Annotated in this window: 23 protein-coding genes; 16 read left to right on the top strand and 7 right to left on the bottom strand. The window is 58.9% G+C overall.

Annotation, left to right across the window (positions count from 1 at the left end; all coding sequences use genetic code 11):
* The first annotated feature begins 30 nt into the window (after positions 1-30).
* The 3 genes from P1U75_RS09505 to P1U75_RS09490 all read left to right on the top strand — a co-directional run bounded on the left by P1U75_RS09505 (position 31) and on the right by P1U75_RS09490 (position 1,450).
* Positions 31-285 (top strand): DUF6127 family protein, encoded by a 255-nt coding sequence (locus P1U75_RS09505; RefSeq protein ID WP_300242504.1) that lies wholly within the window; start codon positions 31-33, stop codon positions 283-285.
* A gap of 73 nt (positions 286-358) precedes the next feature.
* Positions 359-1,033: a D-Ala-D-Ala carboxypeptidase family metallohydrolase gene (locus P1U75_RS09500; RefSeq protein WP_300242502.1), complete on the top strand. Its 675-nt coding sequence runs from the start codon at positions 359-361 to the stop codon at positions 1,031-1,033.
* Between the two features lie 162 nt (positions 1,034-1,195).
* Positions 1,196-1,450 carry a hypothetical protein gene (locus P1U75_RS09490; RefSeq protein WP_300242498.1) on the top strand — a complete coding sequence of 85 codons (255 nt, stop codon included), beginning with the start codon at positions 1,196-1,198 and terminating at the stop codon, positions 1,448-1,450.
* 162 nt (positions 1,451-1,612) lie between these two features.
* Here P1U75_RS09490 and P1U75_RS09485 read toward each other — a convergent pair whose 3' ends face one another.
* The 4 genes from P1U75_RS09485 to P1U75_RS09470 all read right to left on the bottom strand — a co-directional run bounded on the left by P1U75_RS09485 (position 1,613) and on the right by P1U75_RS09470 (position 4,249).
* A complete protein-coding gene (locus tag P1U75_RS09485) occupies positions 1,613-1,747 on the bottom strand; it encodes a hypothetical protein (protein WP_300242495.1) in 135 nt (44 codons plus the stop codon).
* Positions 1,748-1,857: 110 nt separating this feature from the next.
* Positions 1,858-3,486, bottom strand: coding sequence for a chaperonin GroEL (gene groL / locus P1U75_RS09480; protein WP_300242493.1), 1,629 nt, complete (start codon positions 3,484-3,486; stop codon positions 1,858-1,860).
* Between the two features lie 44 nt (positions 3,487-3,530).
* Complete coding sequence (locus P1U75_RS09475) at positions 3,531-3,818, bottom strand: co-chaperone GroES (RefSeq protein WP_300242491.1); 288 nt, start codon at positions 3,816-3,818, stop codon at positions 3,531-3,533.
* 194 nt (positions 3,819-4,012) lie between these two features.
* Entirely contained in the window at positions 4,013-4,249 is a 237-nt protein-coding gene (locus tag P1U75_RS09470) for a hypothetical protein (RefSeq protein WP_300242683.1), read from the bottom strand.
* A 149-nt stretch (positions 4,250-4,398) separates the two neighbouring features.
* Here P1U75_RS09470 and P1U75_RS09465 point away from each other — a divergent pair, with 149 nt between their 5' ends.
* Complete coding sequence (locus P1U75_RS09465; RefSeq protein WP_300242489.1) at positions 4,399-5,133, top strand: Crp/Fnr family transcriptional regulator; 735 nt, start codon at positions 4,399-4,401, stop codon at positions 5,131-5,133.
* Positions 5,134-5,191: 58 nt separating this feature from the next.
* On the opposite strand, the gene P1U75_RS09460 is transcribed toward P1U75_RS09465, so the two are convergent.
* The 3 genes from P1U75_RS09460 to P1U75_RS09450 form a co-directional block, all read right to left on the bottom strand.
* On the bottom strand, positions 5,192-5,380 hold the full coding sequence (locus tag P1U75_RS09460; RefSeq protein ID WP_024809152.1) for a hypothetical protein: 189 nt from the start codon (positions 5,378-5,380) through the stop codon (positions 5,192-5,194).
* Between the two features lie 214 nt (positions 5,381-5,594).
* Entirely contained in the window at positions 5,595-6,008 is a 414-nt protein-coding gene (locus tag P1U75_RS09455) for a hypothetical protein (RefSeq protein WP_300072581.1), read from the bottom strand.
* Entirely contained in the window at positions 6,005-6,430 is a 426-nt protein-coding gene (locus P1U75_RS09450) for a hypothetical protein (RefSeq protein WP_300242485.1), read from the bottom strand. Before P1U75_RS09450 ends, P1U75_RS09455 begins: the two co-directional genes overlap by 4 nt.
* A 271-nt stretch (positions 6,431-6,701) precedes the next feature.
* Between P1U75_RS09450 and P1U75_RS09445 the strand changes: the two genes are divergently transcribed.
* The 12 genes from P1U75_RS09445 to P1U75_RS09390 all read left to right on the top strand — a co-directional run bounded on the left by P1U75_RS09445 (position 6,702) and on the right by P1U75_RS09390 (position 15,019).
* The gene (locus tag P1U75_RS09445) at positions 6,702-7,016 is read left to right on the top strand and encodes a hypothetical protein (protein ID WP_300242483.1); all 315 of its coding nucleotides are present in this window, start codon (positions 6,702-6,704) and stop codon (positions 7,014-7,016) included.
* Positions 7,013-7,366 (top strand): hypothetical protein, encoded by a 354-nt coding sequence (locus P1U75_RS09440; protein WP_300242481.1) that lies wholly within the window; start codon positions 7,013-7,015, stop codon positions 7,364-7,366. Before P1U75_RS09445 ends, P1U75_RS09440 begins: the two co-directional genes overlap by 4 nt.
* Complete coding sequence (locus P1U75_RS09435; RefSeq protein ID WP_300242479.1) at positions 7,356-8,195, top strand: hypothetical protein; 840 nt, start codon at positions 7,356-7,358, stop codon at positions 8,193-8,195. The genes P1U75_RS09440 and P1U75_RS09435 overlap by 11 nt, the downstream gene beginning before the upstream one ends.
* A gap of 85 nt (positions 8,196-8,280) precedes the next feature.
* Positions 8,281-9,480, top strand: a complete 1,200-nt coding sequence (locus tag P1U75_RS09430) for a DUF1611 domain-containing protein (RefSeq protein ID WP_300242477.1) — start codon at positions 8,281-8,283, stop codon at positions 9,478-9,480.
* A complete protein-coding gene (locus tag P1U75_RS09425; RefSeq protein ID WP_300242475.1) occupies positions 9,477-10,598 on the top strand; it encodes an alanine/ornithine racemase family PLP-dependent enzyme in 1,122 nt (373 codons plus the stop codon). The genes P1U75_RS09430 and P1U75_RS09425 overlap by 4 nt, the downstream gene beginning before the upstream one ends.
* A 49-nt stretch (positions 10,599-10,647) precedes the next feature.
* The gene (locus P1U75_RS09420; protein WP_300242473.1) at positions 10,648-10,884 is read left to right on the top strand and encodes a hypothetical protein; all 237 of its coding nucleotides are present in this window, start codon (positions 10,648-10,650) and stop codon (positions 10,882-10,884) included.
* Between the two features lie 127 nt (positions 10,885-11,011).
* Complete coding sequence (locus P1U75_RS09415) at positions 11,012-11,293, top strand: hypothetical protein (protein WP_300242471.1); 282 nt, start codon at positions 11,012-11,014, stop codon at positions 11,291-11,293.
* Between the two features lie 77 nt (positions 11,294-11,370).
* Positions 11,371-12,204, top strand: coding sequence for a transglutaminase family protein (locus P1U75_RS09410; protein WP_366915010.1), 834 nt, complete (start codon positions 11,371-11,373; stop codon positions 12,202-12,204).
* Between the two features lie 132 nt (positions 12,205-12,336).
* Positions 12,337-12,465, top strand: coding sequence for a hypothetical protein (locus P1U75_RS09405; RefSeq protein ID WP_300242469.1), 129 nt, complete (start codon positions 12,337-12,339; stop codon positions 12,463-12,465).
* A gap of 75 nt (positions 12,466-12,540) precedes the next feature.
* Positions 12,541-13,074: a hypothetical protein gene (locus P1U75_RS09400; RefSeq protein WP_300242467.1), complete on the top strand. Its 534-nt coding sequence runs from the start codon at positions 12,541-12,543 to the stop codon at positions 13,072-13,074.
* A 261-nt stretch (positions 13,075-13,335) separates the two neighbouring features.
* Entirely contained in the window at positions 13,336-14,259 is a 924-nt protein-coding gene (locus tag P1U75_RS09395; protein WP_300242465.1) for a transglutaminase family protein, read from the top strand.
* 517 nt (positions 14,260-14,776) lie between these two features.
* A complete protein-coding gene (locus P1U75_RS09390; RefSeq protein ID WP_300242462.1) occupies positions 14,777-15,019 on the top strand; it encodes a transposase in 243 nt (80 codons plus the stop codon).
* Positions 15,020-15,036: the final 17 nt, after the last annotated feature.

Raw genomic sequence — 15,036 nt, 5'->3', positions numbered from 1 at the left:
CCACCTCGCGCCGATCAGGGCGACATGCGCATGTCCGAAATCGAATTCCAGACCATGCTGACGCGCGCTGCTGAAGCAGGGGCCAAACGGGCGCTGGCCGACGCCGGGATCGATGGCAAGGACGCGGTCCTCGACATCCGCGATCTTCGCTCACTGCTCGACTGCATCCGCTTCGTGCGGCGCACGGCCGTTCAGACGGCCGTCCATCTCATCACTACTGGCGTGATGCTGGCGCTCCTCGCCGGAATTGCACTGAAGCTCAAGATCTTCGGCGGCGGTCCGTAAAAGCGCTCGCCTCAGTTCATCTGCCAACCCGGACCCGCCCTTGTGGCGGGTTTTTTTGTTTCTGGAGGACACCATGACCACGACCTTTTACGATCACTGGCGTGACGTGCCGGGAGGCACCTGGCGCTGGCCCAATTTCTCGCCCGCCGAAATCGCATGCCGTGGCACTGGTAAGCTGCTGATCAACGAACCCGCGCTGGACAAGCTGCAGGCGCTGCGCGACCGGCTGGGCAAGCCGCTGATCGTGCGGTCCGCATATCGTAGCCCGGAGCACAACCGCGCCGTCGGCGGCGCGACGCGGTCCAAGCACATGGATGGCGCGGCCTTCGATATCGCAATGTCTAACCATGACCCGGTCGTGTTCGAGGCGGCGGCACGCGCAGTCGGGTTCCTTGGGTTCGGCTTCTATCCGCGCTCGGGTTTCATCCATGTCGATCTCGGACCCACCCGCCAGTGGGGAGAGCGCTTTCCGGTCCGGGCGACAGCTTTCGCCGAGGACGTGCCGCCCGCGCGCGAAGTGCTGGCCGACAGTCGCACCATGAAGGGCGGCGGGGCGGCCGGAGTGGCGACGCTGGGCGCGGCAGGTGTCGAGGTCGCGCAAAGCGTCCTCGCGGAGACCCAATCCGCCATCCTGCCGCTCGTGCCGTATCTTGACACGCTCCGGTGGGTATTTATCGCCGTGGCAGTCGCGGGCATTGCGGTCACGATCTACGCGCGCCTCGATGATTGGAAGCGGGGGCAGCGATGATCGGTGAGCTTTTCGCTTCGCTCGTTGGATCGGCATGGGCACGCGCAGCGCTCCGCTACGGCGTCACAGTTTTTGCGATTCTTCTGTTCTTGCTGACCCTGCGCCGCTCCGGCGAGCGCGCTGGTCGCCTGGCGGAACGCCTTGAAGCTAGGGAGAAAGCTGATGAAGTTCAGCGAAGGATGCTGGAGGCGGCGGCTCGCCGTCCTCGTGATCGGGGCCAGTTGGTTGACCGGCTGCGTGAAGGCGGATTTTGAAACTCGCAGCTTGGCGGCATGTCCACCGGTCGTGGAATATAGCGGGGAGTTTCAGGTCCGGGCGGCAGAGGAGCTGGTCCTGCTGCGCGAGGGATCAGCAATCGTGGAGATGCTCAGCGACTACGCCGTGATGCGAGAGCAGGCGCGGGATTGCATTCGCTAACTCGCGACTTCTCGATCAAACAAGCGTGTTGCGTATTTTCTTCGGCAACTCTTCACCGTTGCTTCTTTTGCGGCCCAGAGGCTGCCTGATGCAGCAAGCCGCTGCTTCTCCCACTGCCATCTGGCTCCATCTTTCGTGATATAAAGTCACGTGGACCGACACCTATTTCTTCTTGTGCTCGCCAATATTGTTCAGGGCTCTGCCCTTCGTGAAGTCGGCTGTCGCAACGACCTTTTCCTTCACTTTCTTGGGTTTCTTCGCTTCTCTGTTTCCACGCTTCTTGTCACCTTTTGACACGTCAGATCCTCCTGATCCAGATTTCTGTTTCTGATGCTTTTCTTTCGTCCTTGGCCTTCGTCAGTTTGCGATTTGGCGCCCCAGGGGCCCTGCCAATGAGATGCGGGCGATTACATCATTCCGCCCATGTCGGACACTTCGCTGCGGGCACCAGCTTTCTCAGGCTTTTGCGCGACCATCGCTTCGGTTGTAATCAATAGCCCGGCAATCGACGCTGCGTTTTCGAGTGCAATCCGGACGACCTTCGTCGGATCAATGACACCTGCCTTCAGCATGTCGCCGTATTCCTCGGCCTGCGCGTCGAAACCGAAGCTCGGGCTGTCGTTCTCGATCACCTTTCCGACGACAACCGATCCGTCGACCCCGGCATTTTCGGCGATCTGGCGCAGCGGTGCCTGGATCGCGCGGCGCACGATCTTGATGCCGGCATCCTGATCAGTGTTCTCACCTTTCAGCGTCGCCAGCACCTTGCCAGCGTGAACCAGTGCCACGCCGCCACCGGGCACGACACCTTCCTGAACCGCAGCGCGGGTAGCATTCAGCGCATCGTCCACGCGGTCCTTGCGCTCCTTCACCTCGATCTCGGTTGCCCCGCCGACCCGGATCACGGCAATGCCGCCGGCAAGCTTGGCCAGCCGTTCCTGCAGCTTCTCCTTGTCGTAGTCCGAGATGGCGTCCTCGATCTGCGCCCGTATCTGGGTGACGCGCGCCGCGATGGCGTCCTTGGCGCCGCCGCCGTCGATGATCGTCGTGTCATCCTTGGTGATCGCGACCTTTTTCGCCGTGCCGAGCATGTCCAACGTGACGTTCTCGAGCTTAATTCCGAGTACTTCTGAAATGACCTGGCCGCCCGTAAGAATTGCAAGGTCTTCCAGCATCGCCTTGCGACGATCCCCGAAGCCAGGTGCCTTGACGGCCGCGACCCTCAGCCCGCCGCGGAGCTTGTTCACGACAAGCATGGCGAGCGCTTCGCCATCGATATCTTCGGCGACAACCAAGAGCTGCTTGTCCGCTTGCATGACCGCTTCGAGCAAGGGCACCATCGGGGCCAGCGAGGTCAGCTTTTTCTCGTGCAGAAGGATGACGCAGTCTTCCAGTTCGACGACCATCTTCTGAGCGTTCGTGATGAAGTAGGGGCTCAAATAGCCGCGGTCGAACTGCATGCCCTCGACCACTTCGGTTTCGGTCTCCAGTCCCTTGTTTTCCTCGACGGTGATCACGCCTTCATTGCCGACCTTGGCCATCGCATCTGCGATCTGACGGCCGATCGCGACTTCTCCATTCGCCGAAATGGCGCCGACCTTCGCGATCTCGTCGCTGTCGCCGACGGGTCGGGACATGGTCTTGATCTCGGCCACAACCGATGCGACGGCTTTGTCGATCCCGCGCTTGAGATCCATCGGGTTCATGCCGGCCGCGACCGACTTCATGCCCTCCCGGACAATCGCGTGGGCGAGCACGGTCGCGGTAGTGGTTCCGTCGCCAGCTTCGTCATTGGTGCGCTGCGCGACCTCCTTGACCATCTGCGCGCCCATGTTTTCGAAATGGTCGGACAGCTCGATTTCCTTGGCGACCGTCACACCGTCCTTGGTGATGCGCGGCGCACCCCAGGATTTATCGAGGATGACGTTCCGGCCCTTGGGTCCAAGGGTGATCTTCACGGCGTTGGCCAGCGTGTTGATGCCTTTCAGCATGCGGTCGCGGGCGTCTGTACTGAATCTGACGTCTTTGGCGGACATGATTGGGTGCTCCTGAGAGTGAAATTTCGGCGTCGCTGTCGGGGTCAGGCCATGACGCCGAGAATGTCGCTCTCCTTCATGATCATGAGGTCTTCGCCATCGAGTTTGATTTCCGTCCCGGACCATTTTCCGAACAGGATCCGGTCGCCAGCCTTGACGTCCATGGCGATGCGCTCGCCATCCTCGTCCTTGGCGCCGGCGCCGACCGCGACGATCTCACCCTCCTGCGGCTTCTCTTTTGCGGTGTCAGGGATGATGAGCCCACCTGAGGTCTTCGCGTCGCCTTCGATACGGCGGACGAGAACCCGGTCGTGGAGTGGAGTGAACGGCACCAGAGTGCTCCTTCTTAATATGTCCAAGGGAGCATGGCGATGTTCGGATAGGCATTGGCACTCGCCATACCGGAGTGCCAATGTTATCGAAATGATGGCTCAGCAGGGGCTCTACAATGGCGCCTCAAAAATATCTTTCTGCGACCAATCAATGAATATCCATAACTGCTCCTGCAGTTCGTTGAAGCTCGATTTCACAAGCGTCGAACCGAGTTGCCGCCAGCGATGATCGCGTTGATCAAGTCCGCGACGGCGCGGTGCCTCTCCGTTTCGAGTTCGGTGCCGACGGCGTTCTCGTGTGTCGCGGCCGCGTCGCGAAGAACCCCCACGATCTCGTGTTCCGGCAGCAGCCCGCGATCATTCATGGCAAGCAGGAGCGCCTCGCAGATCGATAGGGCGGCCTGGCCTGCATGGTCGCTCGCCGTGGACATCGGGGTTTCCTTCCTTGGCATCGCGAACCGGGGAAAGGCGAGGTTCAGATGCATCCGTACTTATCGCAGGAAGTGCGTTATTCTGGACTGATCCAGAGCAGTGTCCGGGCCGAGTCTTGCTTTTGGGTAGAAGCATGCCGGGAGGACCCATGACATCAGCTGAACACAGCCCTCTGACGCGCAAGCTCTCGGCCTTCGTCGCTCTGTCGGAGGTCGAGCTGGCCGTCCTTGAACGACTGCACCAGCGTCGTCGATCCTTCGTCGCGGGGCGCGATATGGTGCATCAGGGCCAGTCGTCTCAGGCCGCGTATATTCTTTCTGCAGGTTGGGTCTGTTCCTACAAGCTACAGGCCGACGGGACGCGCCAGATCGTGGATTTCCAGGTGCCGGGGGATTTTCTGGGGTTGCGAAGCGTTCTCTTGCGCACCTCGGACCACAGTTTCGAACCTATCGTGGACATCGAGGCTGCCGAAGTGCTGACGAGCGATCTTCTTGATGCGTTCGCGCAGACCCCTCGCTTGGCGACCGCAATTCTGTGGGCGGCGTCAAGGGACGAGGCGATGGTGGTCGAGCACCTCGTCGGGATCGGTCGGCGTGATGCGGACGCGCGCATGGCGCATTTCCTGTTGGAGCTGGGGTCAAGGCTGGCGTTGGTGGGCATGGGCAGCAAAGAAGGGTTCGAATGCCCGCTGACGCAGTACCACCTCGCCGATACCCTGGGGCTGAGCGCGGTCCACGTGAACCGCGTCCTGCGGCAGCTTCGCGAAAGTGGACTGGTGACCTTTCGGGACGGACATGTGACGTTTCACGACTATGGCGGGCTGGTGGAACTTGCCGAGTTCGATCCGGCCTATCTGGATCAGACCGGGCCGCTCCTGAAATAAGAGGACCGCCCTCCCTTGTTTGGCGGGCGGCCCCGGTGATCAGGTCAGACGCCGAAGGTCAGGCGAGGGCGTGGGTCGCCGCGTCGAGTTCCTTGTTGGTCTCGGCGTCGTTCTTCGCCGTGTTTGCCTTCTCAGCTGCCTGGTAATGCTTCAGCGCCGAATCCTTCTTCGGGCCTGAGGGTGCCTTGTCCCAGGCGGCTTTCACTGACTTCATCTTGTCGGCTGTCTTGGTCTGTTCGGGTGTCATTGGGATTGTCCTTTCTGGACGTTCCGAGAAATAAGAAGCACGCCGACATGCTGACCTTTTGAGGTCTGACACGCCCGCATGCTTCTCGGGTACTCGGAAAAAATGCCTTACCAAATATTCGGCGGGCACATCTCACCTAGTCGATATCAACGCACCTCCGCACTGACGCAGGTTAGTCCCGGCGCGTGCGGCAGGTCGAATGACACTGCGGCACTCAGGCCACCATGGTCTGCTGGTGGGAGATCCTCAGCCAGGTGTCGTCATCGTTGAGGTACGTTGAGGCGCAGAGTGCCTTGTAGATCGGTACGTCGGCTTTCTCCGCCGAGACACGGTAGGTGAGAATGGCAATGTCATGACACCGCGTGACGCGACGTTCGGCCATGACGACGGAGCGCCAGCCGGTGCTCTGCTTTAGATGGGTCCAGATCTGGTCACCCTGGAGGATGCCGGGCGGATAAGGGAAGATCATGATGGCGTTGTTCGCTGTCGTCGCCCGCGCGTTGTCGGCGCCACTGGTCCAGAAGTGTTCCTCCATGTCCCAGAGAACGCCCTGTTCGCGCGGCGAAAGCGTCCCGGTCTTGTGCGCAGAATGACCCATTGGCGTTGATGTCTGAGTGGAAACGGTCATTCGCCAGACCCCGACCCGCCAACCATAAACATCTGAAACAGCACAAAGATGATCGCGAGCACGGCCCAGATCGCGCCGCTTTTGCCCGGGCGACCAACGGCCACCGTCGAGGCAGCTCGCTTCAGGGTACCTGGCGCCGGGCCATCCGGGAGCAGCTGGCTCAGGTCCCGTGCGACCCTGCCGTGATCGCTTGCGAGCGTGGGAACATCCGGAAATCGAGCAAGCAGCTTTCCCAACCGTGATCGCGCGGCATCGCGCCCCAGCGCGACCAACTCAGCGGTTTCTTTCCATGGATCGAGGCCGAGCCGCGCGAGCGTGGAGAGGACCGTCACGACATATCCGTTTCGATCCTCGCCGACGGACGCATAGAGAAACCGATCAAACTCGGGTGGGTGCGGGTTGAGTACATTGGCGTCGGCCATCGTCGTTCCATTCCTTGGTTGCAGGAACGCAGATCGCCCCTGTTTCCCAAAGGATACGCGCAGGTCGGTCCCGGCGCCCTTACACAGGTCAGTGCTGGCGATTGTGCCCAGGCAGTTGCAACCGTCGCGGTGCCGGGGACTAACATGTGTCAGCGCCAGACTAACGAGCATGGGCTACAAAAGGCGAAAGCGTTCGACAGGTCGGGCCCGGACTCCAAGGGGCCATCGACAGTCATGAGCGACGAATCTGCCAAATTCGCGGAGACCAGAGATGAACATGCGGTCGACCAGATCGACGGTGACGTTTTCGAACCCGTTCACCCTGTCGGGATACCCGGGCGAACTGCCCGCTGGAGATTACGAAGTTCTCGTCGAAGAAGAGCTTCTGCAGGGATTGAGCTTCGAGGCCTACCGTCGGACGGCGACCTACCTGACGGTGCGCGGCAGGGGCCGTCATGCGGGACGCTCCGAGTTACGCGCAACATCTGACAGTGATCTGAAAGAGGCGCTGAGCCGGGACCAGGGCGCAAACAAGAAGAACGATCATAGCGATGCGGCGCTTTCCCCGCAGGAGGATGAAACATGAATATTCCCGAATGGACGAAACCCGGTGTCTATGGTGCCTTGGTTGGTGCGGTTGCCGTCTCTATTCTTGGCTTCACCTGGGGCGGCTGGACAACTGCAGGCGGTGCCCAGGAGATGGCTGATAACTTTGCCGCAGAGCAAGTCACTTTGGCCATGGTGCCGGTCTGTTTGGGCCTTTCAGAAGCCGATGCAGAACGCGCCTCGATACTGGCAACACTTCAAGAAGCTTCCAGTTTTCAGCGGCGCACTGCGATGATGGAAACAGGCTGGGCCACAATGCCGGGCACTGATGCCCCGAGCCGGGATCTCGCAAGCGCGTGTCTTGCGGAGCTTGAACTAGATGGATCGTAAATCAAAACTTACAGAGCCTCACGGTCCACATGTAATCGCTGCCTGCGCCCCTGCAAAAAAACCAACGATCATTGCCCTATTTGTTGGTTCGATTTTGGCGGTCACACTGCTTTTAACGCCAGCGATTGCCCAAACCAGTTCGCAACCAATGCCCGAGAACGCCAGTGCCAAAAGTTACGGTGATGGATGGGAATGCGATATTGGATTCCGCCTGAACGAGAATGCCTGCGTCGCTGTGGTCGTGCCGCAAAACGCATATGACACGAACCGGTCCTACGGATCCGGTTGGGAATGTCTGCATGGGTTTCGCAGAACCGATGAAGCTGCATGCGTTGCAGTAGAGGTGCCCGAAGGTGGGTTCTTGGACCCCTCAGGCGAACGGTGGCGGTGTTTACGCGGCTACATCAAGGTCGATGACACATGTCAGGAAATCGTGCTGCCAGCAAATGCGTACTTGGCAGATGCCTCATATGGCTCCACGTGGACGTGCGAACGCGGGTTTGAAACAACGGGCGACCGGTGTACTGCCATCGCGGTTCCAGCCAACGCCTATCTGAATGGATCAAGATACGGTCAGCCTTGGACATGTGAGCGCGGCTTCTTTGAACAGGCTGGTCTGTGTGAAGCCGTCGCGATCCCCGCAAATGCATACTTCGACGACGCAGGCTACGGCTCAGGGTGGAAGTGTGATCGGGGATACGCCGCCTCTGCCGAGACATGCGAGTTCATAAACGTTCCCGAGAATGCGCATCTGGACAGGTCGGGCAACCGCTGGGAATGCAACAAAAATTTCCAAAAATCAAAGGGGCTGTGCGTCCTTAACAACTAGGCGCGCGCCACGGCGCCACGCCCAGTCAAAATGCACATGTGAGGGCAATTCTGCCCTCCCTGCCAACCTGTGAAAGAGAACCACAATGGAAACCAAATCTGAAACTGTCGATACCATCCGCCGCCCTATCAGGGGACCGCAGGCACCTCCAATGAAACAGATCAAACCCGTAGGCTTGACGTCAGGCAGGCAGATCACGTCCTCACCGACGGCGGTCGTCTATTGCGAAGGGAATTTCGCGCAAATCGACGGCAAGACGGCAAATGGCCTTGTGCGCCATTCGCAAGCGTATCGTATCCTTTCTGTCATCGACAGCACCTGTAGCGGACAAGACAGCGGGACCGTTCTGGATGATGTCAGCAACAACATACCGATCTTTGGCCATCTGGACGCCGCAGTTGCCCATGAAGCTGCCCTTCCCGATACGTTGATCTATGGGATGGCCCCCTCAACAGGGCGTCTCTCGATTGCGGATCGGGGTGTTGTTCTGCAGGCGATCGAGCTAGGCATGAACATCGTGAGTGGGTTGCATGAATATCTGAGCGATGACAGCGAAATAGCCAACGCTGCATCGATGCGGAATGTCACAATCCGCGACATCCGCAAGCCGAAACCCAGCAAGGACATGCGACTGTTTGATGGCAGTGTCGCCGGTGTTAAAGCGCTGCGGATTGCCGTTCTGGGAACCGATTGCGCCATTGGAAAGCGGACAACGGCGACCGTATTGGCCCAGACCCTGAATGCCAGGGGCATCAAGACGGTCCTTGTCGGCACGGGCCAGACCGGCCTGATGCAGGGCGCGAAATACGGTATCGCAATGGATGCCGTACCGCCCCAGTTTTGCTGTGGCGAGCTTGAAGGCGCGATTGTTGCGGCTTCTGAAGCGGAACAGCCCGACGTCATTTTGATCGAAGGTCAGGGTGCTTTGAGCCATCCCGCGTTTTGCACATCCGCCTTTATCCTTCGGGGGAGCCAGCCGGATGCTGTCATCCTTCAGCACGCGCCGAAACGTGCCCACCGCTGTGACTTTCCCAATATGCCGATGCCTTCTGCCGCCAGTGAGATCGCCTTGGTCGAAGCCTTTGCCGATACAAAGGTCATCGGTGTCACCCTCAATCACGAAGGCATGACAGAGGTCGAAATCACCGAAACCATCGCGGCCCTATCCCACAAACTCGGGTTGTCCGTTACCGATGGACTGGCCAGGCCGGCTGCACATCTGCTTGCGATGGTAACAGCCGCGTACCCCGGATTGACTGATGGGCCTGCCGTGGCAGCAGTATGAGTTGCCCCCGCATCGAAGTGGATCTGGGCAAAATACGGGACAACACACAGACAATTGCTGGGCGTCTGGGCCTGCGTGGGATCGGCGTTACAGGCGTGACCAAGGCAGTCTGTGGGCATCCAGAGATTGCTCAGGCCATGCTCGATGGTGGGGCTGCTGGGCTTGCAGATGCACGTATCAGCAATGTGCAAAGGCTACGCGCGGCAGGCATGACAGGCCCTATCACTCTGATCCGTACGCCGATGTTAAGCCAGGCCGATCAAGTCGTTCAGTCCTGCGAAGTGAGCTATAACACAGAGACTTTGGTCATTTCGGCACTGGCCGCTGCCGCGATCCGCACCGGTAAAGTTCACGGTGTCGTCCTGATGGTCGAAATGGGCGATCAGCGCGACGGAATACTACCGGAAAATCTGGCAGATATTGCGCAGCAAGTCATGCAAATGTCAGGGGTTGCGTTGAAAGGTATTGGCGCAAACTTTGCGTGTTTGAACGGGGGCGCTCCCACGGCCTCTGAAATGGCGGCTCTTTGCGACCTCGCCAATGAGATCGAGGGGGTGTGCGGCCCGTTCCTCAAGATCGTGTCTGGTGGTAGCTCAGCCAATTTACCTTGGGCGCTTGGCGAACACGTGACGGGTCGTGTCAACGATCTCCGTCTGGGTGAAGCGATCCTTCTGGGTGTTGAACCTGTGTCCGGAGACCGGATCGACGGGATGCACACGGACGCCTTCACGCTTGTTGCCGAAGTTATTGAAACGGGTGCAAAACCTCCACCTTTCCCTATCGCCCTCATCGATCCAACTAGGGAACGACTTCGCATTGTGACAGCCAGTAGAGCTTCCGCCAGCATGATCCTCGCGATGGGACATCAGGACACCGACATTCTGGGGCTCTCAATGCCTGTTGGAAGCACATTGCTCGGTGCAACCAGTGATCATCTTGTCATTGGAACGCCCCGAACCCTGCCAAAGGTGGGTTCCGAGGTGAGATTCCAGATGAATTACAATGCGTTGATGCATGCCATGGCCGCGCCGGACATCGAAGTGACACTGTTGGGCGATCAATCCATGCGCCCATCACGGCGTGCCCAAGGCAAGGTCAACCACTTGGCGTCGGTGTGAAAGACCTCGCTTGGTCTGGCCGACCTTCAACAACAAAGGAAACTGAAAATTGACGAAACTTACAAAAAACAATCTGTTCAAAGTGTATGACTCCAAACCGGAAACCGCGATGGATAAGACGACGCGTGTCGTCAGACAAATGGTCGACGAACAAACGGAACAACGTGACACCAAGAATTCCCGACTGCGCAACGCCCGCCTTGAAAGAGAAGCAAACACGCCACCTGTAACAAAAACTTCAGCAGCGTCTAAATTGCGTCGCTCGAAAGCCGCTTCGACCCGGTAGTTGAACTTCGGCGGCTATGTTTGCGTGATGTGCTCCGCCGGGCAACGGACACTTCAATCTGGCGGAAATCGGCGAGGGCTGCTCCCAGAACTTCCCAACACTCTCTGCCGATCACACGGAACTATCCATGACAAACCCAGAGCGATCCCCAGAAAAAATCCACTATATCTGCCAGACTTATGTTGAAATGAAAGCTGGGCGCAACGGGCAGACTGGCCTGAAAATTGCCAAGCAACTTGAATATTCTACAGCTTCAGAAGCACAAAACAGAGCCGAACGAGAGGCTCAATCAGAAGATTGCGCAGGCGCGGACGCCTACATGGTGACGGAAGATCCCGCCAGTGGAGAAGTTGGCGAACCGAGCTTCCTCGTAAGGCTTGGGAAGGTTCCAGAACTTGACGATTTCTAGAATCCTGAAAATGGACGCAGTCTATTGGGACTTCCGGCTCTCCGTCGGGGCGTGCAGTCTTGGACGGTGATCGTGACATGGCAAAGCGCGGCCGCGCGTCTGGCATGCGGGTCAGCATAGGGTGTCGTCTGCGCTACAGCTTTCCACAGCCGACGCCCATGATCGCGATGCTGAACGTCCACTATTCGCGCTTCGGCGACCTGGAGCGCGCGGACTATCTCGTGACATCCCCCAGCGTGCCGCTCGAAAGCTACCGGGATGGCTTCGGCAACTGGTGTACGCGCATGCTGGCTCCGGAGGGCGACTTCACCCTGTCGACAGACGGCATCTTCCGCGATACCGGCCAGCCCGATCCCGTCTTTCTCGACGCGCAGCAGCACGCGGTTCAGGATCTGCCGTTCGAGACACTCGTGTTTCTACAGGGGAGCCGGTATTGCGATACCGATCTTCTCTCGGAGGAAGCCTGGCGACTTTTCGAGAACACGGAACCCGGTTGGTCCCGCGTCCAGGCGATCTGCGATTTCGTGCACGGACATGTCCGCTTCGACTACATGCAGGCGAAAGCGACGCGCACCGCATCGCAGGCAATGGCCGAGCAACAGGGAGTCTGCCGCGACTTTGCCCATCTCGCCATCGCTTTGTGTCGCTGCATGAACATTCCGGCACGCTACTGCACCGGATATCTGAGCGACATCGGTGAACCTCTCCCGCATCCGCCGGGGGACTTCGCCGCGTGGATGGAGGTATTTCTCTCTGGTGAGTGGCATATGTTCGACCCGCGGAACAATAAGCCGAGGTTTGCGAGAATTCTGATTGCGCGCGGGCGCGATGCCGCCGATGTGCCGCTGACCCAGACATTCGGTGAAAATACGTTAACGGAATTCAAGGTCTGGACAGATGAATTGGCCTGATTGATCTTGGCCTCCTTTTCGATACACCATCGTAAATCACGTCGCCAATCCCCATATGTAAAGTACCGATGTCAAACATCCCGGTCCATCATGGATGAGGAGTTGGCTCCGGCCAATCAAAGGATTGATGACATGTCCTTCAAGGACCTGACCGCTAGGGTTGCGGCCGCATTGAAGCTGAAGCCTGCAAAGACCCCTTCCGAAGAGAACGAGACCAAGCCCGCCGGCAAGGAAGCGCCAGCGAAACAAGAGACATCTTGAGGCCTGCGCAGGATGCGCGCCCCATTCTCATGGAGCGCGCCAACAACAGAAACAGTAAGGGAGAGGATTACGCCGATGGAAGATCTGACAAGCAGGACCGTTGCGGTTTTCGTCCGGCCGTTCACCGTTCCAGGCTTTGCCGAGACGCTCCCGGCAGGAGAGTACGAGATCGAAACGGAGTTGGTTTCGCCACCGGATCAAGAGGATCCCGCAGCCTGGAAGGCCTCCGTCCTGGTGAACCTTCATCCCCGGACATCGCATCCTGGACTTGCGCGGACCCTGACCGTTTCCCTTGCCGACCTGGACCACGCACGTGCGAGGGACAAGCTGACGGGTAAGGCGTTGTCCGATTTTTTCGTCGAGGAAATGCTGGCAGATCCAACGGTGCGCCTCGTGATGAAGGCTGACGGAGTCTCCGAGGCGCATCTGCGACATCTCTATTCTGAGCGTGGGACGCCTGATCCCGATCAGAATATGCCGACGTCGGCGACGACCACCAAAAAAACGCGGGGCGATGCGTCAATCCAGGCCGCCGAAAACGAAGGAATGCCTTCAAGATCGGAAACACTGCCGCGATCGCTAGGCCGCCAAGTCGCGGGACAGACTTGATGTCGGACGAGGCCATGGCCGAAGGCGAACGGCTATACATTACGACCGTTCGGGCCCGGCGCGATGTTCCGCAGGAACGTCAATGCCTGCGGTGCGAAAGCCATTTCTGGAGCGAAGGGTTCGGAGAGCGGATCTGTCGGCGCTGCAAGGGATTGAACGCCTGGCGAAACGCCGTGCCCGATAGCTCCGGATCATCGCGCCGCCGCTGATCCGGATCGACTTGCGTGCCGTCTTGCTCGAACCATACTGGACCCCCAAATTTTGGCCTGCCTCGACATCCTTCACACTACGACCTACCGATACCGTCAGGCGGTCTATCTCGGACCGCACAGGCTAATGCTGCGTCCACGCGAAACGCGTGAGTTGCGTCTTTTCTCGCACGATCTGTCCATTACGCCGACGGCAGCCGTTACCTGGGCGCATGATGTGGCTGGCAACGCTATCGCCACCGCCGTCTTTGATGGTCCGACAGATCATCTGGTGATCGAGAGCCGCGCCAGCGTGGAACTGACCGCGCCAGCCTGGCCGATCTTTGCCATCGCGACCTCGGCCATCCAGTACCCCTTTGTCTACGCAGCCGACGAATGGACGGACCTTGGTGCGTTGACGGTGCCGCAATACGGCGATGTCGATGGCCGCCTTGCCAGATGGATCGACGGCTTTGTCATGGCGCGCCCGACCGACACGCTGTCTTTGCTGAAGGACATCAGCAATGGCGTGTTCACGCAGATTTCCTATCAGAGCCGAGATGACGAAGGTACCCAGTCGCCCAACGAGACTCTCAAGAGGGGATGGGGCTCGTGCCGCGATTTCGCCGTCCTGCTTGCAGAGGCAGCCCGCCGTCTTGGCCTGGGGGCCCGCATCGTCTCGGGCTATCTCTCCGACCCCGAAACAAGCCTCGTTGGGTCGGCGGGTTCAGGATCTACACATGCCTGGGTCGAGATATTCATCCCCGGCGCCGGTTGGATTGCCTTCGATCCAACGAACCGGAACGTCGGGTCCGGAAACCTGGTGCCGCTTGCCGTTGCCCGGAACATCGCGCTGGTCACCCCGGTGGCAGGCACGTTCCTCGGTTCGAATTCCGATCTTCTTTCGATGGAAGTAGTGGTGAGGGTGGAGAATGCTTCGTCCCCAAACGACTCGTTTCTAGCCCAAAGCGGCAGGGCGGACATCGCCCTTGCCTGAAGACGTTAAGCAGGGGTTGGCTTGCAGAGTCTAGACTAAGCCAATTAATATCAATAGCTTAGCTTATGGAGAAGGTTCGACGGGGGTCCCATCCCCTCCGCCATAAACCCCTGAAATATAATGAATTTCCAAAATGACGCAACTGAGATGGCGCTCATTTAGGGAGTCGCGTCGTTACCGGACGGTAATCCTGAGTTGAGATGGTCCGCAGTTCGGCACTGCGGATTAACATCGAAGGGCGCTAATGTTACTAAGGGGACTAGGCGGTCTTGGGTGGCGAGACGCTCTGGGCCAGTTCCTCGACCGGGATGGGCATTCATGATGGTTGGGTAGCCCCACCTGACGGCACTTGTGTCAGATTGATCCCTGCAGGATCAGGAGGAATAGGCTATGAAGGAAGTCTCGATCATCGGCGTTGACTTGGCGAAACAGGTCTTTCGTAAGCGGTGCGGAGACCTGATGTTTCAATAAAATAAGGGGTTTGAGATACTGTTGTCAACACTGAAAGGAGGTGGTGATGTTGGATGGAATGATGCCGGAAGAGACGAAGGTGTGGGGTTTCACTGTCCCCGTCTCGTCGGCTGGCAGGCGCAAATGGCCGGAGGCACGCAGGGACCAGGTCGTCGAGAAGATCAATAACGGGGCCGGTATCCGTGAAACGGCGGAAGAGATCGGAGCGAACAAGTCCCTGGTGGCTCTTTGGGTAAAGAAGGCTGAACACCTTATGCGTCTCGTCTCTGCTATGATTGGCCCGTCGTAGGCCCCGCCAGGGCCGAC

This window comes from Antarcticimicrobium sp. (assembly GCF_029212575.1).
GTDB lineage: Bacteria > Pseudomonadota > Alphaproteobacteria > Rhodobacterales > Rhodobacteraceae > Antarcticimicrobium.
Note: the sequence above shows the minus strand (reverse complement) of the source record. Positions and strands in the feature narration are given on the sequence as shown.